A 24,698-nucleotide genomic window follows, 5' to 3' on the forward strand; every position below is an offset into this window, starting at 1 on the left:
GGAGCATCGCGAGCGCCGGAATCCCCCGGATCTCCGGCGCCGCGCCCCCGACGGCCGGCAATCCACACCGTCCTTGGAGCAAGGAGCGCAACAATGGCACAGACAGCCCCGCGTCATGTCCCCGTCAACCTGCGTCAGACCGGAAGCAACGGAACCCGGTTACTTGTAGACACGCGGGTGCGCAAGTCGCCCTTCTGGCATCTCTCCGTGGAGCACGGCTGCTGGTCGGCCACCGTCTACAACCACATGTACCATCCGCGCGCCTATATTCCCCTGGAAGAGGGCGGTCTCCTCAAGGAATACGAGTACCTCACCAACCACGTGACACTGTGGAACGTGGCCGTGGAGCGCCAGATCCGCATCAAGGGCCCCGACGCCCTGGACTTCGCCGACCTCCTGGTTACCCGGGACCTGCACAGGAAATGTCCGGTACCGGGGAAATGCCGCTACGTTCTCCTCTGCGACGAGTCCGGCGGCATCGTCAACGACCCCGTGCTCCTGCGGGTGGCCGAGGACGAGATCTGGCTATCCATCTCCGACTCCGACGTCCTGACCTGGGCCCGGGGGGTCGCCATGGGGCGCTCCTACAACGTCGCCATCGACGAGATCGACGTTTCCCCTTTGCAGATCCAGGGCCCCAAGGCCAGGGACCTCATGAACCGACTGGTGGCCCTCGGCCGCATGGGCGCCGAGGTCCTGGAGCTGCGCTATTACCACATGTGCCACACGCGCTTCGACGGCATCGACGTAGTGGTCTCGCGTACCGGCTTCTCCGGGGAGATCGGCTACGAGCTCTACCTGCCCGAGGCGGACCGGCACGCGGAGGCCGTCTGGGGCGCCCTCATGGAGGTGGGCGCCGAGCTCCACATCCGGGTCATCGCCCCCAGCCACATTCGCCGCCTGGAGGCCGGGATCCTCTCCTACGGGCAGGACATGGACCTCTCCACCAGCCCCTTCGAGGTGGGCCTGGGCTGGCAGGTGGACTTCGACAAGGAAGACTTCATCGGCAAGCGCGCCCTGGCGGAGATCGCCCGGCGCGGGGTGGACCGCAGGCTGGTGGGCGTGGCCATGGAAGGCGATCCCATAAGCTGGTACCCGGCGGACTTCTATCCGGTGTACGAAGCCGCGGCGGACCGGGACATCGGCTATGTCACCAGCGCCTTCCAATCCCCTTCCCTGGGCTGCAACATCGGGCTGGCCATGGTGCCCACCAGCCACGCGGAGCCCGGCACTCCCCTGCGTGTGGGCCTGCCGGAGCACCCCGAGCCCGTGCGGGCCGCGGTGGCGGAGGTGCCCTTCAAGGACCCCTTGAAACAGATCCCCAAGGCCAGCTGAACGGAATTCGTGGTCCCGCCCGCCAAGCCGAACGGGCGCCGGGCGGGGCGCCACCCATCTGGGCCGGACGCCGCGACCGGAAACGGTCCCGCCCCGGCGGGGAGCCGGAACCATGCGCGAATCAACCCGTCAGCTACTCGGCCGCTACTTCCGTGCCTACAATGCGCGGGATATCGAGAAGCTGCTCCTCCTGGTCCACGACGACCTGCTGCACGACGTGGAAACCTGCCGGCGGGAGATCGGCAAGCAGGCCTTCGCCCGCTTCCTGGCCGCCAAGAACGCCCGCTGCGACGAGCATGTCTACGACCTGGAGATCCTGGTCAGCCGCGACGGCCGCCATGCCGCGGCCGAATACAAGGTGCTGGGCTTCTTCCTGGAACCGGGTGACCGGCCCGCGCCGTCGGCGGAGACCTACCGGGTGGGTGCCGGGACCTTCTTCGATGTCCGCGACGGGCGCATCGGCCGGATCAGCAGCTACGGCGGACGGTGGGGGCTGTGGGGACAGGCGGCCTGAGCGCGCCGGGCCCCCGCCGATCGGAGGCGGCGACCCGACCGCCTATCCCCGGTCCGGGGTCAGCACCGCCCTGGGCTCTCCGCTCCGCCCGGCCCCGGCCTGCTCCCACTCGGCCAGCGGCCCCTCCGGCAGCTCCCCGGTGTCCTCGGGAGGTTCCCCGGACGACCGCGGCCGGGTCTCGGGGTTCCGGCGCCGACGGTCGGCGCTCGGCGGCTGACCGAAGAAATCCCGGTAGCACTTGCTGAAGTGCGGGGCGGAAACGAAACCGCAGGCGAGGGCCACCTCGTGGATGGGTAGCGCGGTCTGGACCAGCAGCCGGCGCGCCCGGGCCAGGCGCAGCTCCAGGTAGTAGCGGGTGGGCGGGCAGCCCAGGTACTTGCGGGACAGCCGCTCCAACTGCCGCCGGGAGAGCCCCACGTAGCCGGCCAGCTCGTCCAGATCGATGGGCTCCTCGATGTTGGTCTCCATCAGGGCCACCGCCTCCAGCAGCTTGGGGTGGCTGGTGGCCAGCCGCTGCTGCATGGGGATGGGCTGCATCTGCTGCGGCCCCCGCATGTGCTCGCCCACGAACTCCTCGGAGATGGAGGCCGCCAGCTCCCGGCCGTGACGCTTGGCGATCAGGTGCAGCATCAGGTCGAGGGGGGCGCTGCCGCCCGCGCAGGTGATGCGGTTGCGGTCCACCACGAACACCTCACGGGAGATGTCCGCCCGGGGGAAGTTCTCGCGCATGCCCGGGATGTACTCCCAGTGCACGGTGCACCGATAGCCGTCCAGCAGGCCCGCCGCCGCCAGCAGATGGCTCCCCGTGCAGATGCCTCCCAGAACCGTGCCGCCGCTGGCCAGGCGCCGCAGCCAGGAGGTCAGGCGCCGGTCGGTGGCCCGCTCGATGCCCGTGCCGCCGCATACCAGCACCACGGGCACATTGGGGGCATCCTCCAGGCTGTACTCGGGGATCAGACGGAATCCGTTGCTCGCCTCCACGGCGCTCCCGTCACTGGTGATCGCGTACCAGTTGAACAGGCATCGGCCGGTGAGCTGGTTGGCCATGCGCAGCGCGTCCACGGCCGCCGCGAAGGCGATCATGGAAAAGTTGGGGACCACCAAAAAGCCGAAAGAAGAAGGAGCGCTCAACGCCGTCATCTCTGCCATCCTTGCAAGTCGCGCCGCAGGCGCGGGTGGTGGTTTTCATCCGTTCAGCCGACCGGAAACGGCGGGGGGGTCGGCAGCCGCAATCTGCGCCTTTCGCCTGTCCGGCCCATTTTCCCCCGCAGCTCCCATTCTTTTCCGAAAAATGCCGCCTCCCCTGTCGGCAGGGGGACATGGCCTTGCCCGTGCACGCCATGGCCGCAATCCCCTAGCGTTTCGCGGTTTTTCCCGCCCCCTTCCCCGCCGCCCGGTTCCGGGCGGAAATACGGCTCTTCCCCCCTTTCCCGCTTGGACCACAGGCGAAGCGGACGTGCGCGACGGGTGACGCATTTCGGCAAGGGCGCGTCGCCTGAGGACGGTCGGTCCGCGGGCTCCGGGGATAGGGTTGAATTGTCGCCGGCGGCAAATCCCGCGCCGCGCGCAACCCAGCCATCTCCGGGAGAAATGCAATGGGTCAGTTCGACAGCCTCTTTCAGCCGCTCACCATCAAGAACGTGACCATCCGCAACCGGATCATGAGCACGGCCCACGCGGAGGTCTACGCCGAGGACGGCATGCCCGGGGAGCGCTACCGCCTCTACCATGTGGAAAAGGCCCGCGGCGGCATCGGCCTCACCATGTGCGGCGGCTCCTCCTCCGTGTCCATCGACAACCCCAGTCAGTGGTGGAGCTCGGTGGATGTGAGCAGCGACCGGGTGATTCCCTATTTCCGGGAGCTCACCGGTGCCGTTCACGACCACGGCGCCGCCATGATGATCCAGCTCACCCACAAGGGCCGCCGCAACCGCTGGGACGGCGGCGACTGGCCCCATCTCCTCTCGCCGAGCGGCGGCCCCGAGCCGCTGCACAAGGCCGACAGCAAGGCCATGGAGGCGGAGGACTTCGAGCGGGTGATTCGGGACTACGCGGAGGCGGTGCGGCGCGCCCGGGACGGCGGCTTCGACGGCGTGGAGATCTCCGCCGCCCATGAGCACCTCATCGACCAGTTCTGGTCGCCGCGCTCCAATCGGCGCACCGACGCCTACGGCGGCAGCCTGGAGAACCGCATGCGCTTCGGCCTGGAGGTCTTTGCCGAGATCCGCCGGGTGGTGGGCAACGACTTCGTGGTGGGCATGCGCATGCCCGGCGACGAGCTGCACCCGGACGGACTGGACCAGGCGGACCTGCGCGCCATCGCCGTGCGCTACGCGGGCACCGGCATGGTGGACTTCCTCAACGTCATGGGCTCGGCGGGCGACACCTACGCCACCATCCCCAACGTGGTGCCGAGCATGGCCTTCCCGCCCCAGCCCTTCGTCCATCTCGCCTCGGGCATCAAGGCCGAGGTGGACGTGCCGGTGATCCACGCCCAGAACATCAAGGACCCCGCCTCCGCCGCCCGCCTCATCGACGAGGGCCACGTGGACCTGGTGGGCATGACCCGCGCCCACATCGCCGACCCGCACTTCGTCAACAAGGTGCGCGACGGCCAGACCGACCGGATCCGGCAGTGCGTGGGCGCCAACAACTGCATCAACCGCATGTACGACGGCCTCGACGTGCTCTGCATCCAGAACGCCGCCACCGGCCGAGAGCAGACCATGCCCCACGCCGTCCGCAAGGCGCCCATCCGCCGCCAGGTGGTCGTGGTGGGCGGCGGTCCCGCCGGCATGGAGGCGGCCCGGGTGTGCGCCGAGCGGGGCCACGACGTGACGCTGTTCGAGAAGGGCCCCCGGCTCGGCGGGCAGCTCGACCTGGCGGCCCGCGCCCCGGCCCGCGAGAGTCTGGCCGGGATCACCCGCTGGTTCGAGCTGGAGCTCAAGCGCCTTAACGTGGAGATCGCTCTTAATACGGAGGCGGACGCCCCCCGCATCCGCGACCTCCGACCCGATCTGGTGCTGCTCGCCACCGGCGGGGTTCCGGACCTGGACGCCGAGCCCGGCTGGCGGGCCGCCGAGGGCATGGTGGCGAGCGTCCACGACATCCTGGGTGGCGCGGTGGCGCCGGAGAAGAACGTGCTGGTCTACGACGTGCCCGGCCGCTACGCGGGGGTGACGGTGGCCGACCACCTGGCCGAGCGGGGCGCCCTGGTGGAGCTGGTCTCCCCCGACCCGGCGGTGGGGAGCGACGTGGGCGGCACCACTCAGCCCGTCTACCTGCAGCGCCTCTACGAGAAGGACGTGGTGCTCACCCCCAGCTACACCCTGCAGGAGGTCTACCCCGAGGGCGACCAGCGCATTGCCGTGCTCGCCAACGAGTACACCGGCAGCCAGGAGGAGCGGGCGGTGGACCAGGTGGTGGTGGACAACGGCACCCGCCCCGCCCATGACCTCTACTTCGCGCTCAAGGACAAGAGCCGCAACCGGGGCCAGGTGGACCTGCACGCCTTGTTCGCCGCCGAGTCCCAGCCGGAGCCCGAGGGTCCGGGAGACTTCACCCTCTACCGCTTCGGCGACTGCGTGTCGGGCCGCGACATCCACGGCGCCATCTACGACGCGCTGCGGCTGTGCAAGGCCCTGTGAGGCGCGAGAAAACGCCGAGGCGCCAAAGAGGCGAAGGAATCGGGCTGATCGTAAGTGTAGGAGCGGCCTCCGGCCGCGACCGGTTGCGCTTCTCCGAACAGATCGCGGCGAAGACGCCGCTCCTGCAAGGCCCCGTTGGCTCCGCCGGACCCCAGCCCTGGGCGCGAGACCCTTCCGGCCACAGAACACCACAGGAGCGCACCCATGACCGCCCCCTGGATCCCCGCCCTGGTCATGCTCGCCGGCCTGGCCGCCACTCTGGCGGGGCTGGCCTGGCGCGCTCGGCTTTGGCTGACCGGGCGGCCCGCCCGGGTGGATTTCCTGCGGGGGCTGGCCCGGATGCCGCGCCGCTACCTGGTGGACGTCCACGAGGCGGTGAGCCGCGATCCGGTGGGCGGGGCCGGGCGCGGCGATACGGGGCAGCGCATCGCCACCATGCACATCCTCACCGCCGGCGGCTTCACGGCAGCCTCCGTTTTGATCCTGGTGGTACACGTTTTCGGCGTGGCCTTCGCGCCGCTGGCGGCCCTGCTCCTAGGCGCGCTGACGGTTATGGCGGCGGGCACCGTCCTGGTGGGCCGGCGGCGCCGCCCGGAGCACCGCGCCCCCCGCCTCTCCGGCGGCGGATTCAACCGGCTGCCCCTGGGACTCGCGGCTTTCGTGGCCTTCTTCTTCATCGCCACCCTGCCGCTCGCCGGGGTCTCCGGGCCTTTGGCGTGGGGCTCCCCGTTCGGCATGGCCCTGGTGGCGGTGGGCCTCTACGGCAGCCTGGACCTCTACGGCGGACTGGCCCGGGGACCTCTGAAGCACGCCGCGAATGGCGCCCTGCACCTGGCCTTCCATCCCCGGCCGGAACGGTTCCGGGAGGCCGACGCTGATTCCGGCAGCCCGGCGGCCCTCCGGCCCCTGGACCTGGAGGCCGAGCGCCTGGGCGTGCGGGAGCCCCGGGACTTCCGCTGGAACCAGCTGCTGGGCTTCGACGCCTGCGTGGAATGCGGCCGCTGCGAGGCGGCCTGCCCGGCCTACGAGGCGGGCCTGCCGCTCTCCCCCAAGAAGCTCATCCAGGATCTGGTGGCTGCAGAGGCGCGGGGCGGCACCGACGCCGCCTACCAGGGCAGCCCCTACCCGGGCCGCCCCCTCGGCCAGGCCCGGGGCGGCCCCGATCATCCCCTGATCGGCGAGGAGGCCATGATCCACCCGGACACCCTGTGGGCCTGCACCACCTGCCAGGCCTGCGTCCACGAGTGCCCCATGATGATCGGCCATGTGGACGCGGTGGTGGACCTGCGCCGCTACCAGACCCTCGAGGAGGGCGCCACGCCCGGCAAGGGCGCCGAGGTCCTGGAGGAGCTGCGCGCCACCGACAATCTCCACGGCCGGCCGCGGGAGAGCCGGCTGCACTGGGCCACCGACCTGAATCTGCCCCTGCTCGCCGAGCGGGGCGCCTGCGACGTGCTGCTGTGGACCGGCGAGGGCGCCTTCGAGATGCGCAGCCAGCGCACCCTGCGCGCCCTGGTGCGCCTCCTGCGTCTGGCGGGCGTGGACTTCGCGGTGCTGGGTGCGGAGGAGCGCGATTGCGGCCATGTAGCGCGGGTACTCGGCGAGGAGGCCGCCTTCCGGAATCTCAAGGAGAAGAACCTGGAAACCCTCGATCAGTACCGATTCAACCGGATCCTCACCCCCGACCCGCACGCCCTGCACACCCTGGCAAACGAGTACGACGGCCTCACCGAGCGCTGCGCCATCGAGCACCACAGCACCTTCCTGGCCCGGCTCCTTGCGGAGGGGCGCCTTGCACCCAACCGTCGTGCGGACGGCACCACGGTGACGTTCCACGATCCCTGCTACCTGGCCCGGGGCAACGGCGAGACCCAGAGCCCCCGGGACTTGCTGGAAGGCATCGGCGTGGAGGTGCGGGAGATGGAGAAGTCGGGCCTGCGAACGAGCTGCTGCGGCTGGGGCGGCGGCGCCGCCTTTACCGACGTCCCCGGCGAACGGCGCATCCCGGACGTGCGCATGGATCACGCCCGCGCCACCGACGCTGAGACGGTGGCGGTGGCCTGCCCCAACTGCGCGGTCATGCTCGAGGGCGTGGTGGAGCCGGGCCCGGAGGTGGCGGACATCGCCGAGGTACTGCTGGAAGCCGTTGAGGAAGAGAGCATGGAGGCGGCGTCATGACTGATACACCGCGCCGGCGCGACCCGCGTGCGGAACGGGCCCGGCGGGCGCAGGGGGGCCGGCAACCTGCGACCGAGGAGCCCGGAGCCCCGGAGGGTCGGCAACGCCGGAATCCGCGCAGCGACCGGAACCGGCGGGGCCGCCGGAGCGGGGCTCCGGACCCGGTAAGGCGGGCTGAAGAAGGACCGCTGGCGGTGGAGGCTCCGGCCGGCTGGGTGCTGGCGGTTCCCGATCTGGCGGAGGGGCGGCTCAATGCCCACGACCGCGACGTGATCGGCGGAGCCCGAACCCTCGCCGACGCCCACGGCGGCGGCGTGGCGGCGGTGGCGTTCGGCGCTCCGGGAGCGGGGCTGGGCGCGGCCGGGGCCGACCGGATCCTGCACATCCCCGGCCCCGAGGACGCCTACGACCCCGAAGCACGTGCCGCGGCGCTCCTGACGGCCATGGAGGAGCTCACCCCCTGGCACGTGGTCCTTGCCGACACGATTCCCGGGGCCGGGGACCTGGGCCGCCGGGTGGCCGCCGAGCGCGGCGAGGGCCTGGCCGCCGACGTACGGCGTCTGGAAGCGGACCGCCTGATCTGCCGGGGCGACGGCGACCGCCGGGAATACCACCTGCGCCCGCCCCGCTTCGTACTGTTGGCCCCGGAGGGGGCGGAACCGTACAGCGGGCCGCCTCGGGAAGGCCGGGTGCTGCCCCGGCCCGCCGCCGCGCCCGGCACGGCCCTCGTGGATGAGGGCCCCATCCCGGTGGATGCGCGGTCCCTCCCCCTGGAGGAGGCGGACTTCATCCTCTCCGCCGGCAACGGGGTCAGCGACTGGGACACCTTCCACCGCCTGAGCGCCGCGCTCGGTGCCGCCGAGGGCGGCACCCGGGTGGTATGCGACGCCGGGCTGCTGCCCCGCGAACGCCAGGTGGGCATCTCCGGGGCCCTGGTTGGGGCGCACTGCTACCTGGCCCTGGGGATCTCCGGCGCGCCCCAGCACCTTCAGGGCATCGAGGACTGCGCGCGGGTGGTCGCCGTGAACACCGATCCCTACGCCCCCATCATGAAGCGGGCCGACCTCGCCGTGGCCGGGGACGTGCAGGCGGTGATGGAAGCATTGCTCCACCTAATGGAGGAGGAAGGCCATGCACCCTGAGATCGCGGTTCTGGTCTCCGCCGGGCGGCATCCGGCCTCCGGGCGGCCGCGCCGCGCCCCCGGCGATGCCCGGGCCGTGGAGCTGGCGCTGCGCCTGACGCCCCGCCCCCTGGTCCTCCACGCGGGCGACCCCGAGGAGCCGGCACTGCGGGATTATCTCGGCATGGGGGTGGAGACGCTGACGGTCCTGGAATGCCCCGACGAATCCGATCCCATCCCCTGCCTGGCGGCAACGCTGGAAGGGCACCGACCCGAGCTCATCCTCACCGCCCAGCGCACCGAGCACGGCCCGGCCACCGGCTACCTGCCCTACGCCGTGGCCCGCGCCCTGGGGGCCGCCCTGGCCCCCGCCATCCTGGACATCACCCCCGGCGAGCCGGATGGCTTCTACCTGGCGCAGGCCCTGCCCGGAGGCCGCCGGAGGAGCCTCCGGGCCCGGTCCCCGGTGGTGGCCACCGTGGACCGGGCCGCACCGGCGCCCCGGCCGTCCGCTTTCGGCCCGGCGCGGCGGGGGACCATCCACGTACAGCGGCCGGACGTCCCGCCCCCGACGGCGGATCGGCCCGAAGCCCATCCGGCCCGCAGGCGCCCCAAACGCCTGCGGGCCGCGGAGGGGACGGCCGCCGAGCGCCAGGCCGCGCTGCGCGGCGGCGGTGGCGGGAACGGCCGGACCCTTGAAACCCCTTCCCCCCCGGAGGCGGCCCGGGCCATCCATGCCTTCCTCCTGGACGCGGGCGTGCTCCGAGCGGCCCCCGATGGGGCCCGGGAAGAAGCAGCGCGCCGGGATCGGGCGGCTCCTTGAGCCGCTCCTATCGGGCCTCACCCGCCGTAATCCTTTGTCCGGTGTGGGCTTTTCCCGCCGCCCTCTTTGGCGGCGGAAAAAGCTGGCCTACTATGGGGCTTCCATCGTCGCCCCTTCCCAGGAATACGGAAAAGCGAGGCCCATGAACCTGGAAAAGACGATCTTCGCCTTCATCACCGTTCTGGCCCTGACCATCAATTACGGCTTCTTTCTGGGCGATATCGACAACCCCATCCACCACAACGTCTACGAGCTGTACGCCGCCCTGGTGGTGAGCCTCATCGCCACGGTGATGAAGCTCGGCGAGCGCACCCAGATCGGCTCCCTGCTCCTGGCCACCAGCCTGGTGGCGGACGTCCAGCTCATCCTCGCCGCCATCGTCTGGGGCTGGGCCGCGCAGGCCACGGCGCACGGCATGACGCCGCACATCATGGCCGCCATCGTCTCCCTGTCCGGCGGCGCCCTGCTGGCCAATATCGTCTCGGTGGTGCTGCTGGTGGTGGAGACCAGCATGGGGCGGCGCTAGTGGCCGCGCCGGACCGACCGCGGAGGGTCGCGTCGTGCAGGAGGTGATCTTCCTGCTGTTCCGGCGCATGCGCGCCCCCCTGCTGGTTCTGATCGGCACCTACGCCGTGGCGGTCCTGGGACTGACCCTGGTGCCCGGGCGGGATGATGCGGGCGACCTCTGGTACATGGACTTCTTCCATGCCTTCTACGTGGTGACCTACACGGGCCCCACCATCGGCTTCGGCGAGATCCCCTACGCGTTCACCGGCGCCCAGCGGCTGTGGATGATGTTCGCCATCTACGCCACCGTCATCGCCTGGCTCTACGCCATCGGCGCCCTGCTGGCCGTCCTCCAGGACCCTGCCTTCCGCCGGGTGGTGGGCTTCAGCACCTTCCGGCGCAGCGTGCGGCGCCTCGCCGAGCCCTTCTACATCATCTGCGGTTACGGCGAGGGCGGCACCCTGCTGGTCCGGGCCCTCGCCGACGAGGGCATCCAGCCGGTGGTGATGGACCGCGACCAGGACCGCATCGACACCTTGAAGGTGGAGGGGCTCGGCCTGGAGATTCCGGGCATCCAGGCGGACGCCGCGGACCCGGAGATGCTGGTCATGGCCGGCCTGAAGAAGCGGGAATGCGCGGGCGTGATCGCGGTCAGCCAGTCGGAGCAGGACAACCTGTCCATCGCCATCGCCTGCAAGCTGCTCGCCCCGCGCGTGCCCGTGATCTGCCGCGCCCGCTACCGGGATACCGAGGCCAACCTGGCCTCCTTCGGCACCGAGCACATCATCAACCCCTTCGACACCTTCGCCGAGCGCTTCGCCATGTCGCTGCGCTCGCCGGCCATGTACCTGGTCTACGCCTGGCTCACCGGGATCGAGCACCAGCCGGTGGCCCAGCCCATGGTCCCGCCCCGGGGGACCTGGGTGGTGTGCGGCTTCGGGCGGTTCGGCAAGGCCATGCGGGACCGGCTGCACCGGGAGGGGGCGCATGCGGTGCTGGTGGAGGCGGATCCCGAGGGCACCGGGGCGCCCCTGGGGACCGTGATCGGCCGGGGTACCGAGGCGGAGACGCTGGAAAAGGCGAAGATCCACGAGGCCGACGGCATAATCGCCGGCACCGACAACGACGCCAACAACCTGTCCATCATCCTCACCGCGCGCCAGATGAATCCCGGGCTGTTCACGGTGGCCCGGCAGAACCGCGGCTACAACCAGTCCATCTTCGACGCCGCCAACCTCGATCTGGTGATGAACGCGAGCAACATCCTGACCCGGGAGGTGCTGGGCCTGATCACCACCCCCCTGCTGTCGGACTTCCTGCGCCTGGCCGCGGCGCAGGACGACGACTGGGCCAATGTGCTCATCAGCCGCATGAGCGCGGTCATGGAGGACACCGTACCCGATACCTGGACCCTCGATCTCGCCCGCCATTCCGCCCCGGCCGCCCTGGATGCCCTGGCCGAGGACCGGGATCTGCGCCTGCGCCACCTCCTGACCGACCCCCGGGACCGGGAGTCGTGGCTGCCGGCCGTTCCGCTCCTGCTCTACCGCGGGGCGGACTGCTGGCTGCTCCCGGACATGGATACCCCCCTGCGGCCGGGCGACCGCCTGCTGTTTTGCGGAAGCGACGTGCTGCGCTGGCCCATGGAGCGCATCCTGTCCGACCACAGCGTGCTGGCCTACGTCCGCACGGGGGTGGAACGGCCGGGCGGCTGGCTCTGGCAGTGGCTGGAACGGCGGAACCGGGAACGGGCCGGGGAGGCATGACAAGGACGACCGCCGACGCCCCCGGCGGCCCTCGGGGAGCCCCTTCCGGCGTCGCGGCCGGAGGCCGCCGCCACGGGTAACGCCCCCGATCCCGGGTTTTCCTACAAACCCTTCGGGCGGTGTTTACAGACGAAAGCGGCCGCCTCCCGAAGGAGGCGGCCGCTGGGTCCGGCTGGCGCGCGGGCCGCCGTCAGCCCGCCCCCGCTTCGCCATCCACTATCGTCGCTTTCTCGATGACGATGGGCTGACGCGGAACGCTGCGCGGGAAGCGGCCCTTGGGACCGGTGGGCACCTTGCCCATGGCCCGCACCGTCTCCATGCCCGCCACCACCTCGCCGAAGACCGCATAGCCCCAGCCCCGCTGGGTCTTTGCGCGATGGTTCAGCGGCGGATTGTCGGTTAGGTTGAGGAAGAACTGGGAAGTGGCCGAATGCGGGTCGGAGGTGCGCGCCATGGAGATGGTGCCCGCCTCGTTGGTCAGGCCGTTGTCCGCCTCGTTGGGGATCGGCTCCCGCGTGGGCTTGTGGCGAAGGTCCTTGGTGAATCCGCCTCCCTGGACTACGAAGCCCGGCACCACGCGATGGAAGATGGTGCCGTCGTAGAAGCCGTCGCGGACGTAGCCCAGGAAATTGTCCACCGTCTTCGGCGCCCGTTCCGGGTACAGGGCGAGGACGACGGGGCCCTTGGTGGTTTCCAGGCGGACCCGCGGCCCCTTCTCGGCGGCGCCCGCCGGCGCCGCGAGCATCACGGCCAGGGCCAGCAGGCCCGTTCCCAGCTTTTTCGTCATATCCAGATCCTCAACGGAAGCGGCTCAGGGCCGGGTCCCCAGTGTCCTGCTTGGGCAGCCGATAGATCTCGGCCAGCCGGTCCAGGCTGGGCATGCCGTTGGCGGTCTTCACCGCGCCGGCCTCGGTCTTGTAGAAGGTGGTTGGCGTGCCCTGCACGCCGAGCTCCTGCATGAGCTCCGTGTTGGCGCGAACCTTCTCCGCAGCCGGCCCATCGGTGCTTTCCAGGGGCTCGATACCGCCCTGGTCGAAGGCCTGCTCGTGGCGGCGGATGGCGGCGGCGGAATCCTCCGCGCGGAGGATGGCGGCCGACTTGCCGAGACTGGAGCTCCGCAGCACCGCCACGGGCAGGTACCGCACCTGGAGGCCCTCCTCGTAGTAGGGCACCGTGGCCTTCCACAGGGCGTGGCAATAGGGGCAGTTGGGGTCGGTGAAGACGTAGACCACCCGCTCGGGATCCTCGGCGCCGGCGGCCACCCAGCTGGCCTCCTCCAGCTTACCCCACGCCGCCCCGAAATCGGGCTTCGGCATGTGCGCGTCGAGGTGCTTCTGGGTCAGGTTGCTGCCGTCCGCCCCCAGCATGGTGCCGGCCAGGACCTGCTGACCGTCGGGCGTGGCGTACAGGATCACCTCGCGGCCGCCGGCCCGGGCGGCATAGCCGGTCAGGTTGCCCGGGGCGTCGAAGCGGTTGACGATGTGCAGCCCCTGGTCCTTCAGGGCCTGGACCGCGGGGGGCAGGTCCCCCGGCGGTTCGGCGGCGGCCGGCGATACCAGCGCCCCGGCCAGGAGCAGAAGCGCGGCGCGGCCAATGACGGCGGGGCCGCGAGCGTAACGAAAGCGTCTAGGCATGAAGCACCTCGTTGATGACCTGGGCCCGGGGCTCAGGGTGCGGTGATGCGGTCCAGCTGGTCCTGGAGGGCCGCCCGGGAGATCTCCCCCACGTGGGAGGCCACCAGCTTGCCCCGCCCATTATAGAACAGGGTGGCGGGCAGGCCCGCGGCACCGAAATGGGCGGCCAGGCGCCGCTCATGATCCAGGAAAACGGCGCGCGGAGCCAGCTCGAAGCGCCCGATGAAATCCGCCACTTTCCGCCGCGCCTCACCCTGGTTCACGAAGGCGAAGGCCACCTCCTCGCGGGCACGGGCGGCATCGGCCAGACGTGGCATCTCGCGGCGGCAGGGCGGGCACCAGCTTGCCCAAAGGTTCACCACCACCGGCCCCCCGTCCGCACCGCCCAGCGGCCGGGAGCCGCCCGCCAGGGTGGGCAGGGGCTCCGGGGGCAGCTCCGGCGCGGAGCCGGCGTCCATCCAGTCCTGGGCGGCCGTGAGCAAGAGCCAAAGGGCCAGCCCGGCGGCGAGCGGAATCTGGGCCCGAACCTGCCGCTCCCGCGTGCCGCGGAACCGCCACAAAGCGAACAGCGCCGCCGCGAAAACGCCCCAGGGCAGGGCGAACCCGCCCTGCCAGAAGAACAGGACGCTCCAAGGCTCGGCGGCGTACGCCTCCAGGTGGGTGAGCACATACCCGAGCCGTGCGGCCACACCGCCCACCAGGATGGCCTGCATCCCCCAGTCCCCCAGCCCCGGGTCGCGGCGCCGCAGCAGGGCGCTCACCAGCAGCACCGCGGCCAGCCCCAGCAGGGCGAACAGGCGGGCATGGGCCAGCGTGAAGGGACCAAGGCTTACAGCGTTCATGGCGCCTCCGGGCCGGGCTTCAATACCGGAACCCCAGCCGGACGGTGTGGAAATTGATGCCGGGATTGGGGGAGCTCAGGTTGGCATTGGAGGTATGGGAGTACCAGTACACCACCTCCCAGCGTTTCGTACTGCCCAACCGGACGCCCAGTCCCGCATGACTGCGGAACTGCAGCTTGCTTCCCAGATCCAGGTCACCGATGCGGGTATCCGACAGATACATGGGGCCGCTCCCCGCTTCGAGGAACAGCCTGCCCCACGGCAGGTAGTGCAGCTGAAACAGCAGCCGCACCCCCGTCTCGTTGAGCGCCAGATTCTGCCCTTCCCCGGCGTTCCAGGTGCGGATGGCGCCCACGGTCAGCTCTCCGTAGGGCACGAGCGCCCACTGCCCGAACCGGGCCCGAGGCAGGGACCAGCGCCCGCTCAGGTTGAAGCGCCGGGCATCCACGGCCCGGGGGTCCACCCGGCTGGTGTCGCTGGTCCCCACTTCCAGGCCGATCCAGCGTTCAGCCGCGGCGGCCGGGGCGGCCAAGCTCCCGCCGACGATCAGGACCGCCAGAGCCCGGAGGCCGGACCAGCCGCTTCCCGTTCGGATTCGCCGCACCACCTCCTCCCTCCTGGGACGCGGGCGTCCCTGCTACCCGAAATCCCGATCCGGCGTCCCGCCCGCCTAGGGGAGAGCACCAGCCGGGTTCCATGCGCTCCCACCGTCCGGCGAGAATAAAGGCTTCGGAATCGCATCCCCAGCCACTCCCACCGGCGCAGGAGCATCCCATGAGCGAATCGCAGCTGGACCAACGGACCATCCTCATCACCGGCGGTTCCCGCGGCATCGGCTACCATACGGCCGCCCGGGCCCTCGAGGCGGGCGCCCGGGTGCTCATCGGCGCCAAGCATCCGGAATCCCTGGAGCAGGCCCGCGCGGAGCTGCATGGCCACGGGGAGCTGGCGGCCAAGGCCGTGGATGTCAGCGATTACGCATCCATGGGGGCCTTCATCGAGGAGGGGCTCAACCGCTTCGAGCGGGTGGACGCCCTCGTCAACGATGCGGGCGTGGCCTGGTCGGGATCCTTCGCGGAGATGCCCCGGGAAGCGATCGACGCCGCGGTGGACGTGAACGTGCGCGGTGTCCTGTACGGCTGCCGGTTGGCGCTCCCCCATCTGATGGAATCCGGCGGCACCATCGTCAACCTCTCCTCGGGCGCCGGACGCACGGGCATCCCCGGGCTGGCGGCCTACTCCGCCTCCAAGTTCGCCGTCTGCGGCCTCACCGAGGCCCTGGCCGCGGAGGCCGGAGACTTCGGCGTGGATGTCTACGCCGTCTGCCCCGGCCGGGTGGCCACGGAGATGCAGGAGCGGGTCTCCGGGAAGCGCCAGGGCCTGCCGCCGGAGCGGGTGGCGGAGGCCATACTGAGCCTGCTCGGCCCCAGGCCGCCCATCCGCCCCGGGGAGTGCCTGGAGCCCCGCTAGCCGGGACCCCGTTCCGCGCCGGGGCTGCTGCGTTTTATAACAGAATCGGGGCCGGATCAGCCATCCGGATCCGTGGCGGGCCCTTCGAGGAGACGGTCCCGATCGCGCCGCAGCACCAGTACCGCCGCGGCCACGCATTCCAGGCCGAAGGGCAGGTAACCGGCGTAGCCCAGTGCCGGCATGGCGAACAAATGGAAGCGATCCACGTACGGCACGGTGTATTCCCAGCGCGCCAGGCTGCCCCAGTTCCAGAGCTCCCAGAAGAAGCCGCAAACCAGGCCCGCTAGGGCGGCCCGCCACATGGGCCGCCAGTCCCCTTCCACCAGGACCCCGAGCAGGGAGCGCTCTCCCGCCAGCTCCTGGACGCCAACCAGCATCAGCAGCGGGGCGACCCAGAGCAGTGGGAACAGCATCTCCGGGAGCACGCCGATGCCGAACAGGCCCACGCCACCGCCGGCTACCAGGGCCGCCGCCGCGGGCCGGTGCAGATGGGCCGCCAGCTCCGGCATGCGATCCAGACCCGCCTCCAGCCTGGGGAAAGTGGCCAGCAGGTCCCGCACCCCGAGGACCGCCGGCAGCACGGTGGCGAAGGGCAGGCTGGACAGCAGGAAGCGGGACCAGCCCGTCTGCTCTCCGGTACCCTGGTAGTGCCAATTGCTGGCGAACTGGTTGAGGAACTCGAAGGTCCACCAGAAGGCCGCGCTGAGCGGGAACAGCAAGAGGAAGGAGGCCGGATGGCATACCGGCAAGGCGCGCCCGGTGCGCACCTGGACCAGGCCGTGCACCACCAGCACGAAGCCCAGCCACAGCGGTGTGAAGGTCTGCCGCCGCAATCCGTCCCAGGATTCCGGCGCGCCCCAGGCCACCGTCCAGGAAAGTGCGACCAGCGCCACGCCCGCCCAGCCCCACCACGGGAAGGGCTGGCCCCGGGAAATGAAGTGGCGCGGCGCCGCCCCGAGGATCCGGATCAGGAAGGGCGCCAGGGCCGCCGCCACCAGGGCGGCGATGACCGCGAACACCGGCCAGGAAAAAGCCGGAGCATCCCCGCCGCCGGGCTCGGGAGGCCATTCCAGATACCCCCCCAGGGCCCGCCCCGCCGTTCCCGCACCCGCGAGCGGCAGCCCGAGGATCAGCAACAGCAGCCCCCCGATCCGGGCGGCCTGCGGGCGGAATGCCTCTTCCTTCGCAGCGGAACCGGGAAACGGCAGTATGGGCAAGGGAGACTCCTCTGATGCGCGTACCGGGAGCCGGGGAAGTAGCGCCCTGGATACCGGGCACCGACGGCATGCGGCCCCGTTCTACGTCAGCATGCTCGACGCCGAGCTCGGGGGTCCATGGAGACGCATACGGCCCGGTCAAGTGGAGAAGCTCCCACCAGCACCGCCAAGGGGATCCCGGCCGGAGCGCGGTGCCGGGACCGGAATCCCGCCCCTTCCTGCCGGCGCGGAACATGGACAAGCACCTGAGCCTTCCGGCCACCTGAAATTCGGGCCCTCCCCCGGACGGCCAGTCCTTCTCCCGGGAGTCCCCGGGCCCGAGCGTGAAATTCAATCCGTAAGCCGCTCGTCGGCCTCCGCCTCCGCCTCGGCCAGCCAGGCCGCCCAGTAGCGGCCCGCCCGCTTACGAAAGGCCTTCGGCTTCTCGGCGTACACCCGTCTGCCCAGGGCCAGCGCCTCGCGCTGCAGCTCCCGCTGGCGGCCCGCCAGGAGGTGGTCCACGGCCTCGGGGGATCCCATGGTTTCAGGCAGGGCCGGGCCCTCCCGCAGGGAGTCGCGCAGCACCGCCAGGTCGTGGTCGTCGCCGAGCAGATCGGACAGGTGGTCCAGGGCGGCCTCGCGGGCGGCGAGCCCCTCCGGCCAGGCATCCACCACCAGCCGCAGGTGGTACCAGTGGTCCTTGACCCGCTTGCGCCACTCGTGGAGGAGGCCCGGCCCCGGATCCTCGCGCATCCGCTTCCACAGATCGCGCCCCCGTCCGTAGCTGATCTCCAGCCCCTCCGCCAACGGCTCGAAGCCCCGGCCGGGCAGCACCCAGTCCGCCATCTCGTCCTCGAGGGCTTCCAGACGCTCGGCCACCGCCGGCACGGTTGCGGGATCGTGCCCGGACCGGGCGGCATCCTTGCGGCGCACCAGCTCTTCCCAGAGGGCGTGCGCCGCCTCCGGGCCGAGGGCCGGAGCCGCCTTGTCCAGGGCCTCCAGCATGGCATCCTGGTCGCGAAGGGGAGAGAGCGTTCGGCCCGCATCGCGAAGGACCTCGTTGGCGGGCCGGCGGCGCTTGCCCAGCGGCCCCCGGGCGAGACGCAGCACCGACCGGGCCTTCTTCAGATGCTTGCGCGCCGAATGGATGTCCTCGGGAGTGTGGCCGCCGTCGCGCAGGTCGGCGACGGCACCCCGCACCTCGTCGCGGAGGACCCGGAGCAGCTCCGTTCCGGTCTGATCCGGGGTGGTGAGCATATAGGCCATGGGCCTCCTCCTCGATGCGGGCGCTCCGAGCGCCCGTGCCTGAAAATCGGGCTGTTTCGGATTTAGAGCCCCCAACCCGGCCCCGGGGTTCCCGAGGCCGGGCCAGGAGCGGATATGGCGGAGGGAAGCGCGGATCGCCGGGCGTTCTTCAATCAGCCCCACGTGGCCTATTTCTCCATGGAGATCGCCCTCGCCAACGGCATCCCCACCTACAGCGGCGGATTGGGCATCCTGGCCGGGGACACCATCCGCACCGCGGCGGACATGGCCCTGCCCCTGGTGGCGGTAACGCTGGTCAGCCGGCGGGGCTACTTCCGCCAGGAGCTCTCCCCGGAGGGAGAGCAGATCGAGCATCCCGACCCCTGGGCGCCGGAGGAGCGGCTGCGCAAGCTGCGCGCCATGGTGGCGGTGCCCATGAACGGCCGCGACGTCTGGGTGCAGGCCTGGCTGTACATCCACGAGAGCCGGCTCCTGGGGCGGGTCCCCGTGATCCTGCTGGATACGGACTGCGGCTCCAATAGCCCCGAGGACCGCCGGCTTACCCACCATCTGTACGGCGGCGACGAGGCCTACCGCTTCAAGCAGGAGGTGGTGCTGGGCATCGGCGGCATGCGTCTGCTCCAGGCCCTGGGCGTGGAGGTCTTCCAGTACCACATGAACGAGGGCCATTCTGCCCTGCTCGCCTGGGCGCTGCTGCGCCGCTACGCCTACCCGCCCGAGGACGTCCGCCCCGGGGAATCCGCCTACGATTTTCACAGGGTCCGGAGCCTGTGCACCTTCACCACCCACACCCCCGTGGAGGCGGGCCAGGACAAGTTCCCCTATTCCCTGGTGACGGAGTGCCTGGGAGACATGGCGGACCTCCCGGTGCTGCGCAGTCTGGCCGGCGAGGAGGCCCTGAACATGACCCGGCTGGCCCTCAATCTGAGCGAGTACGTCAACGGCGTGGCCAAACGCCATGCGGAGGTCTCCGCGCAGCTGTTCCCGGGCTACCAGGTGCGCGCCATCACCAACGGCGTGCATCCGGATACCTGGGCCTCCGCGCCGTTCCACCGCCTGTACGACCGCCACCTGGTGGGCTGGGCGGTGGAGCCCGAGCTCCTGCGGCGAGCGGCCTACCTCCCCGATGCGGAGGTGCGGACCGCTCACCGGGAGGCCAAGGAGGCACTCATCGAGACGGTGCGGGAGCGCACCGGGACGGCCCTCGACCCGGAAAAGCCCATCCTGGGCTTCGCCCGCCGCATGACCGCCTACAAGCGCCCCGACCTGCTGTTCAAGGACCTGGACCGCCTGCGCGCCATCGCCGCGCAATGGCCCTTCCAGCTGGTGATGGCGGGCAAGGCGCATCCGCAGGACGAGCCCGGCAAGCGCCTGATCCGGCGTATCCACGACCACATGGGGGTGCTGAGCGATGTTCTCCCCATGGCCTTCCTGCCCGACTACGACATGGAGTGCGCCCTCGCCCTGGTATCCGGGGTGGATATCTGGCTGAACACTCCGCTGCGGCCCCTGGAGGCCTCCGGAACCAGCGGCATGAAGGCCGCCTTCAACGGCGTGCCCTCGCTTTCCGTGCTGGACGGCTGGTGGGTGGAGGGCTGGATCGAGGGGGTAACCGGCTGGGCGGTGGGCGACAGTGCCGAATCCGCCAACGGCACGGATGCGGAATCCCTCTACCACAAGCTGTCGGCGGAGGTGCTGCCCTGCTACTACGACAGCCCGGAGCGCTGGACGGGCATCATGAAGAGCACCATCGCCCTCAATGCCAGCTTCTTCAACACCCACCGCATGATGCGGCGCTACGCCACGGAGGCGTATCTGAGCTAGTCCCCGGCCCGCACCCCGAATCGGGCCTCCCCTCGGGCCAGCACAAGCCGGCACCGGTAGAATGCCTGTATCCTTGTTCGGAAACGCTTCACCACGGCGACCCCATCCATGAGCTTCGACCGCTTCCATCCCGCCGTTGCCGACTGGTTCCGGACGGCCTTCGGCGATCCCACGCCCGTCCAGGCGGAGGCCTGGCCCGCGGTGGCCTCCGGCCGGCATGCCCTGATCGCCGCGCCCACCGGCTCCGGCAAGACCCTCGCCGCCTTCCTGGCGGCCCTGGACGATCTGGTCCGGCAGGCCGAGGCCGGTCCCCTGGAGAACGCGGTCCAGGTGGTCTACGTCTCGCCGCTTCGGGCGCTCTCCAACGACATCCGCCTCAACCTGGAGGCGCCGCTGGCGGGAATCGAGGAGCGGCTGAACGCGGCGGGCTCCGCCCCCACCGGTATCCGCACCATGGTGCGCACCGGCGACACGCCCCAGGCGGAGCGCGACGCCATGCGCAAGCGCCCGCCGCACATCCTGGTGACCACGCCCGAGTCGCTGCACATCCTGCTCACCTCCGAGTCCGGGCGGGGCATGCTGGAGACCACCAGGACGGTGATCGTCGACGAGATCCACGCCATGGCCCCCTCCAAGCGCGGCGCCCACCTGGCCCTTTCCCTGGAGCGCCTGGAGGCGCTCGCGGACCGGCCGCTGACCCGGGTGGGCCTGTCCGCCACCCAGAAGCCCATCGTGGAGGTGGCGCGCTTCCTGGTCGGGGCCGGCCACCTGGATGCCGAGGGCAATCCCGACTGCCGCGTCATCGACGCCGGTCACTACCGGCGCGCCGACTTGGCGGTGGAGGTGCCGCAATCGCCGCTGGAGGCGGTGATGGCCAACGAGGTGTGGGAGGAGGTCTACGACCGGATCGCCGACCTGGCCGCCGGGCACCGCACCACCCTGGTGTTCGCCAACACCCGACGCACGGCGGAGCGGGTGGCCCGCCACCTGGGCGAGCGCCTGGGCGAGGAGCAGGTGGCCGCCCACCACGGCAGCCTGTCCCGCGACCGCCGGCTGGCGGCGGAGCGGGCCCTGAAGCACGGCGAGATCCGCCTGCTGGTGGCCACCGCCTCCCTGGAGCTGGGCATCGACATCGGCGAGGTGGACCTGGTGGTGCAGCTCGGCTCCACCCGCACCATCGCCAACTTCCTGCAGCGCGTGGGCCGCTCCGGCCACGCCGTGACGGCCACACCCAAGGGTCGGCTGTTCCCCCTCTCCCGCGACGACCTGGTGGAGTGCATCGCCCTGGTACGGGCCGCCCGCGACGGCGCGCTGGACCGGCTGTGGATCCGGGAGGCGCCCCTGGAGGTGCTGGCCCAGCAGATCACGGCGGAGGTGGCCGCCGAGGGCGAGCTGGCGGAGGCGGAGCTGCTGGCGCGCTTCCGCCGCGCCTACCCGTACCGCGCCCTGTCGGACAAGGCGTTCGCCGACACCGTGCAGATGCTCGCCGATGGCTTCGCCACCGGGCGCGGCCGCAAGGGGGCGCTGATCCACCGCGATTCGGTGAACCGGGTGCTGCGGCCCAGGCGCGGCGCCCGCCTCACGGCGGTGACCTGCGCCGGGACCATCCCCGACCAGGGCGACTTCGACGTGGTGCTGGAGCCCGAGGGCCAGGTGATCGGCTCGGTGAACGAGGACTTCGCCCTGGAGGCCATGAGCGGCGACATCTTCCAGCTCGGCAACCGCAGCTACCGCTTCCTGCGCATCCAGGCGGGCCGCGTGCGCGTGGAGGACGCCAACGGCCTGCCGCCCAGCCTGCCCTTCTGGTTCGGCGAGGCGCCGGGGCGCACTGAGGAGCTGACCGCCTACGTCTCCGACACTCGGCGCGGGGTGGAGGAGCGATTGGGGCTGGCGCCGGATGGGCAGCCCGGAGTGGAGGATGGCGGCGGGGACGCCCTGGAGCCCGCCGTAACCTGGCTCGCCGGGACCGAGGGCGTGACCCGGCCGGCCGCCGAGCAGGCGGTCGCCTACCTGGCCGCGGCCCGCTTCGCCCTGGGCGCGCTGCCCGCACTGGACACGGTGGTGCTGGAGCGCTTCTTCGACGAGTCCGGCGGCATGCAGCTGGTGGTCCACAGCCCCTTCGGCAGCCGGGTGAACAAGGCCTGGGGCCTGGCCCTGCGCAAGCGCTTCTGCCGCAAGTTCAACTTCGAGCTGCAGGCGGCGGCCACCGAGGACACGGTGATCCTGTCCCTGGCCACGGCCCACAGCTTTCCCCTGGAGGAGGCGGCCCGCTACCTGAGCCCGGAGACGGTGCGCGAGGTGCTGGTCCAGGCCCTGCTCGACGCGCCGCTGTTCACCACCCGCTGGCGCTGGAACGCCACCACCGCCCTGGCCATCCGCCGCTTCCGCAACGGCGGCCGCACCCCCCCGCAGCTCCAGCGCATGGAGGCCGAGGACCTGATCAGCGCGGTATTCCCCGACCAGATCGCCTGCTTCGAGAACCTGGCCGGAGACCGCGAGGTGCCCGACCACCCGCTGGTGAACCAGACCATCCACGACTGCCTGCATGAGGCCATGGACATCGAGGGCCTGGAGCGGGTGCTCGCCGCCATGGGCGACGGCGGCATCCGGGTGGTGGCCGCCGACCTCACCGAGCCCTCGCCCCTGTCCCACGAGATCCTCAACGCCCGGCCCTACGCCTTCCTCGACGACGCCCCGGCCGAGGAGCGCCGCACCCGCATGGTGCAGACGCGGCGCTACCTGGACCCGGCCACCGCCGCCGACATCGGCCACCTGGACGCCGACGCCATCGCCCGGGTCCGGGAGGAGGCCTGGCCCGACGTGCGGGACCGCGACGAGCTGCACGACGCCCTGGACCTGCTCGGCGCGGTCACCGCCGAGGAGGGCGGGACCCACGGCTGGGGCGAGGCCTTCCAAGCCCTGCGCGAGGAAGGCCGGGCCTTCCGCGTTACCGTGGGCGACGGGCCCGCCCTGTGGGTGGCGGCGGAGCGGTGGGTAACGGTCCGCGCCGTCCATCCCGAAGCGGTGGCGGAGCCGGTACCCCCGGAAAGCCCGGAAGCGGCCCCCGAGGCCGGGGAGGCCCTGCGCGAGCTGGTGCGGGGCCGCCTCGACGGCCTCGGCCCCACCACCGCCGAGGCCCTGGCCGCCGACCTGCGGGTAACGGTTCCTGCGGTGGAGGGGGCGCTGGCCGCCCTGGAGACGGAGGGTGCCGCCTTCCGCGGCCGCTTCACCCCGGACGCGGGCGGTGAGGAGTGGTGCGAGCGGCGGCTGCTGGCGCGCATTCACCGCTACACCCTCGACCGCCTGCGCCGCGAGATCGAGCCGGTGGAGCCGGCGGACTACACCCGCTTCCTGCTGGAGTGGCACGCCCTGGCCGGGGAGCCGGCCGCGGAGCATCGCGAGGGCCCCGAGGCGCTGCTGGCGGTGATCGAGCAGCTGGAGGGCTTCGAGGCGCCCGCCGCAGCCTGGGAGAGCGAGATCCTGCCGGCCCGGCTGCCCGGCTACGATCCGCAGTGGCTGGACCAGCTCTGCCTGTCCGGGCGGGTGGTGTGGATCCGCCTGACACCGCCCGGGGTGGCGCGCGGGCGCGCGCGGCGCGCCGGCTCCGTGCGCACCGCGCCGGTGGCGCTGGTGCAGCGCAAGAACCTCCCGGACTGGAAGGACCTCGCCGCCTCCGTGCCGGTATCCGAGGACGGCCTGTCGGGCAAGGCGGCCAAGCTGGAGGAATGCCTGCGCGAGCGCGGCGCGCAGTTCTTCGACGAGCTGGCGAGCTGCTCCGGCATGCTGCGCACGGAGGTGGAGGAAGCCCTGGGCGAGCTGGTGGCCTGGGGCCGTGCCTCCAGCGACAGCTTCGCCGGCCTGCGCGCCCTGCTGAAGCCGGCGGAGTCGCGCTCCCGGCGACCCGCCCGGCGCGGCCGGGGGAGGCGCCGCCTGCTCGCCGCCCCGGAGCGGGGGGTGGAGGAGGCCGGGCGGTGGGCACCGGTGGCTCCCGCCGCCACGCCGGACCCGGAGGGCGGCGCCGATCATGACCCCGCTGCCGTGGAGGCGGCCGCCTGGACCCTGCTGGAGCGCTACGGGGTGGTGCTCCGCGCCGTGCTGGCGCGCGAGCCGGACTGGCTGCCGCCCTGGCGCGAGCTGCTGCGCGTGCTGCGGCGTCTGGAGGACCGCGGCGAGGTGCGCGGCGGGCGATTCGTGGCGGGCTTCTGGGGCGAGCAGTTCGCCCTGCCGGAGGCGGTGGGCGCCCTGCGCAAGGTGCGCAAGCGGGGCAAGGAAGACCACGCGGTCACCGTCGCGGCCACCGACCCCCTCAATCTGGTGGGCATCCTAACCCCGGGGGAGCGGGTCACCGCCCGCACCGGGGAGCGCCTGCGCTACCGGGACGGCGTGCCCGAGGACCGGAGCGCTTCCCGGTCCCCCGCCCCTTGACGGGCCCCGAGGGCCCGCCGGCCGTTGCACCCGAGCCCGCGGCCATTACGGTGTCCGGAGGCTGTCTCCCGGCCCGACGGGTTTCTTGACATACCATTAACAGTACAATAGGGCCGCCTGTTATCCATTGGACAATGTCCGAGCGGCGGA

18 protein-coding genes are annotated in these 24,698 nt (G+C 71.5%); 11 read left to right on the top strand and 7 right to left on the bottom strand.

Annotated features, from left to right (window positions below):
• The first annotated feature begins 93 nt into the window (after positions 1-93).
• Entirely contained in the window at positions 94-1,335 is a 1,242-nt protein-coding gene (locus ACERLL_RS10810; RefSeq protein ID WP_474104451.1) for a glycine cleavage T C-terminal barrel domain-containing protein, read from the top strand.
• A 112-nt stretch (positions 1,336-1,447) separates the two neighbouring features.
• Positions 1,448-1,849 carry a nuclear transport factor 2 family protein gene (locus ACERLL_RS10815; protein WP_373656107.1) on the top strand — a complete coding sequence of 134 codons (402 nt, stop codon included), beginning with the start codon at positions 1,448-1,450 and terminating at the stop codon, positions 1,847-1,849.
• A gap of 42 nt (positions 1,850-1,891) precedes the next feature.
• On the opposite strand, the gene ACERLL_RS10820 is transcribed toward ACERLL_RS10815, so the two are convergent.
• Positions 1,892-2,998: a GlxA family transcriptional regulator gene (locus ACERLL_RS10820; RefSeq protein ID WP_373656108.1), complete on the bottom strand. Its 1,107-nt coding sequence runs from the start codon at positions 2,996-2,998 to the stop codon at positions 1,892-1,894.
• A gap of 446 nt (positions 2,999-3,444) precedes the next feature.
• Here ACERLL_RS10820 and ACERLL_RS10825 point away from each other — a divergent pair, with 446 nt between their 5' ends.
• The 6 genes from ACERLL_RS10825 to ACERLL_RS10850 all read left to right on the top strand — a co-directional run bounded on the left by ACERLL_RS10825 (position 3,445) and on the right by ACERLL_RS10850 (position 11,891).
• Entirely contained in the window at positions 3,445-5,496 is a 2,052-nt protein-coding gene (locus tag ACERLL_RS10825) for an oxidoreductase (protein WP_373656109.1), read from the top strand.
• Between the two features lie 204 nt (positions 5,497-5,700).
• On the top strand, positions 5,701-7,674 hold the full coding sequence (locus tag ACERLL_RS10830; RefSeq protein WP_373656110.1) for a DUF3483 domain-containing protein: 1,974 nt from the start codon (positions 5,701-5,703) through the stop codon (positions 7,672-7,674).
• Positions 7,671-8,816, top strand: a complete 1,146-nt coding sequence (locus tag ACERLL_RS10835; RefSeq protein ID WP_373656111.1) for an electron transfer flavoprotein subunit alpha/FixB family protein — start codon at positions 7,671-7,673, stop codon at positions 8,814-8,816. Before ACERLL_RS10830 ends, ACERLL_RS10835 begins: the two co-directional genes overlap by 4 nt.
• Entirely contained in the window at positions 8,806-9,618 is an 813-nt protein-coding gene (locus ACERLL_RS10840; RefSeq protein ID WP_373656112.1) for an adenine nucleotide alpha hydrolase family protein, read from the top strand. The genes ACERLL_RS10835 and ACERLL_RS10840 overlap by 11 nt, the downstream gene beginning before the upstream one ends.
• A gap of 142 nt (positions 9,619-9,760) precedes the next feature.
• Entirely contained in the window at positions 9,761-10,144 is a 384-nt protein-coding gene (locus ACERLL_RS10845) for a DUF6394 family protein (RefSeq protein WP_373656113.1), read from the top strand.
• A 34-nt stretch (positions 10,145-10,178) separates the two neighbouring features.
• Entirely contained in the window at positions 10,179-11,891 is a 1,713-nt protein-coding gene (locus tag ACERLL_RS10850; RefSeq protein ID WP_373656114.1) for a potassium channel family protein, read from the top strand.
• A 190-nt stretch (positions 11,892-12,081) separates the two neighbouring features.
• On the opposite strand, the gene ACERLL_RS10855 is transcribed toward ACERLL_RS10850, so the two are convergent.
• Genes ACERLL_RS10855 through ACERLL_RS10870 form a run of 4 tightly spaced genes read right to left on the bottom strand, consistent with a single transcriptional unit; the run spans position 12,082 to position 14,971 of the window.
• Positions 12,082-12,678, bottom strand: coding sequence for a peptidylprolyl isomerase (locus ACERLL_RS10855; protein ID WP_373656115.1), 597 nt, complete (start codon positions 12,676-12,678; stop codon positions 12,082-12,084).
• Positions 12,679-12,688: 10 nt separating this feature from the next.
• Positions 12,689-13,525 carry a thiol:disulfide interchange protein DsbG gene (gene dsbG, locus ACERLL_RS10860; RefSeq protein WP_373656116.1) on the bottom strand — a complete coding sequence of 279 codons (837 nt, stop codon included), beginning with the start codon at positions 13,523-13,525 and terminating at the stop codon, positions 12,689-12,691.
• Positions 13,526-13,557: 32 nt separating this feature from the next.
• A complete protein-coding gene (locus ACERLL_RS10865; RefSeq protein ID WP_373656117.1) occupies positions 13,558-14,367 on the bottom strand; it encodes a prolipoprotein diacylglyceryl transferase family protein in 810 nt (269 codons plus the stop codon).
• A gap of 19 nt (positions 14,368-14,386) precedes the next feature.
• Positions 14,387-14,971 carry an acyloxyacyl hydrolase gene (locus ACERLL_RS10870; RefSeq protein ID WP_373656118.1) on the bottom strand — a complete coding sequence of 195 codons (585 nt, stop codon included), beginning with the start codon at positions 14,969-14,971 and terminating at the stop codon, positions 14,387-14,389.
• Between the two features lie 170 nt (positions 14,972-15,141).
• Between ACERLL_RS10870 and ACERLL_RS10875 the strand changes: the two genes are divergently transcribed.
• Entirely contained in the window at positions 15,142-15,837 is a 696-nt protein-coding gene (locus tag ACERLL_RS10875) for an SDR family oxidoreductase (protein ID WP_373656119.1), read from the top strand.
• Between the two features lie 56 nt (positions 15,838-15,893).
• On the opposite strand, the gene ACERLL_RS10880 is transcribed toward ACERLL_RS10875, so the two are convergent.
• Together ACERLL_RS10880 and ACERLL_RS10885 are read right to left on the bottom strand one after the other, a co-directional pair.
• Positions 15,894-17,054, bottom strand: coding sequence for a hypothetical protein (locus ACERLL_RS10880; protein WP_373656120.1), 1,161 nt, complete (start codon positions 17,052-17,054; stop codon positions 15,894-15,896).
• 330 nt (positions 17,055-17,384) lie between these two features.
• Positions 17,385-18,299, bottom strand: coding sequence for a CHAD domain-containing protein (locus ACERLL_RS10885; RefSeq protein WP_373656121.1), 915 nt, complete (start codon positions 18,297-18,299; stop codon positions 17,385-17,387).
• A gap of 114 nt (positions 18,300-18,413) precedes the next feature.
• Between ACERLL_RS10885 and glgP the strand changes: the two genes are divergently transcribed.
• Both glgP and ACERLL_RS10895 read left to right on the top strand, forming a co-directional pair.
• Complete coding sequence (glgP, locus tag ACERLL_RS10890; protein WP_373656122.1) at positions 18,414-20,123, top strand: alpha-glucan family phosphorylase; 1,710 nt, start codon at positions 18,414-18,416, stop codon at positions 20,121-20,123.
• Positions 20,124-20,231: 108 nt separating this feature from the next.
• On the top strand, positions 20,232-24,548 hold the full coding sequence (locus ACERLL_RS10895; protein ID WP_373656123.1) for a DEAD/DEAH box helicase: 4,317 nt from the start codon (positions 20,232-20,234) through the stop codon (positions 24,546-24,548).
• Positions 24,549-24,698 lie beyond the last annotated feature (150 nt).

Source organism: Thiohalorhabdus sp. Cl-TMA (assembly GCF_041821045.1).
GTDB classification, from domain to species: Bacteria; Pseudomonadota; Gammaproteobacteria; order Thiohalorhabdales; family Thiohalorhabdaceae; genus Thiohalorhabdus; species Thiohalorhabdus methylotropha.

What these genes read in the sequence shown, in the direction of transcription:
- ACERLL_RS10885 (WP_373656121.1), bottom strand. Translation starts at nt 18,299, where the DNA reads ATGGCCTATATGCTCACCACCCCGGATCAGACCGGAACGGAGCTGCTC.
- ACERLL_RS10840 (WP_373656112.1), top strand. Translation starts at nt 8,806, where the DNA reads ATGCACCCTGAGATCGCGGTTCTGGTCTCCGCCGGGCGGCATCCGGCC.
- ACERLL_RS10830 (WP_373656110.1), top strand. Translation starts at nt 5,701, where the DNA reads ATGACCGCCCCCTGGATCCCCGCCCTGGTCATGCTCGCCGGCCTGGCC.
- dsbG (WP_373656116.1), bottom strand. Translation starts at nt 13,525, where the DNA reads ATGCCTAGACGCTTTCGTTACGCTCGCGGCCCCGCCGTCATTGGCCGC.
- ACERLL_RS10820 (WP_373656108.1), bottom strand. Translation starts at nt 2,998, where the DNA reads ATGGCAGAGATGACGGCGTTGAGCGCTCCTTCTTCTTTCGGCTTTTTG.
- ACERLL_RS10865 (WP_373656117.1), bottom strand. Translation starts at nt 14,367, where the DNA reads ATGAACGCTGTAAGCCTTGGTCCCTTCACGCTGGCCCATGCCCGCCTG.
- ACERLL_RS10825 (WP_373656109.1), top strand. Translation starts at nt 3,445, where the DNA reads ATGGGTCAGTTCGACAGCCTCTTTCAGCCGCTCACCATCAAGAACGTG.
- ACERLL_RS10845 (WP_373656113.1), top strand. Translation starts at nt 9,761, where the DNA reads ATGAACCTGGAAAAGACGATCTTCGCCTTCATCACCGTTCTGGCCCTG.
- ACERLL_RS10895 (WP_373656123.1), top strand. Translation starts at nt 20,232, where the DNA reads ATGAGCTTCGACCGCTTCCATCCCGCCGTTGCCGACTGGTTCCGGACG.
- ACERLL_RS10835 (WP_373656111.1), top strand. Translation starts at nt 7,671, where the DNA reads ATGACTGATACACCGCGCCGGCGCGACCCGCGTGCGGAACGGGCCCGG.
- ACERLL_RS10810 (WP_474104451.1), top strand. Translation starts at nt 94, where the DNA reads ATGGCACAGACAGCCCCGCGTCATGTCCCCGTCAACCTGCGTCAGACC.
- ACERLL_RS10815 (WP_373656107.1), top strand. Translation starts at nt 1,448, where the DNA reads ATGCGCGAATCAACCCGTCAGCTACTCGGCCGCTACTTCCGTGCCTAC.
- glgP (WP_373656122.1), top strand. Translation starts at nt 18,414, where the DNA reads ATGGCGGAGGGAAGCGCGGATCGCCGGGCGTTCTTCAATCAGCCCCAC.
- ACERLL_RS10855 (WP_373656115.1), bottom strand. Translation starts at nt 12,678, where the DNA reads ATGACGAAAAAGCTGGGAACGGGCCTGCTGGCCCTGGCCGTGATGCTC.
- ACERLL_RS10875 (WP_373656119.1), top strand. Translation starts at nt 15,142, where the DNA reads ATGAGCGAATCGCAGCTGGACCAACGGACCATCCTCATCACCGGCGGT.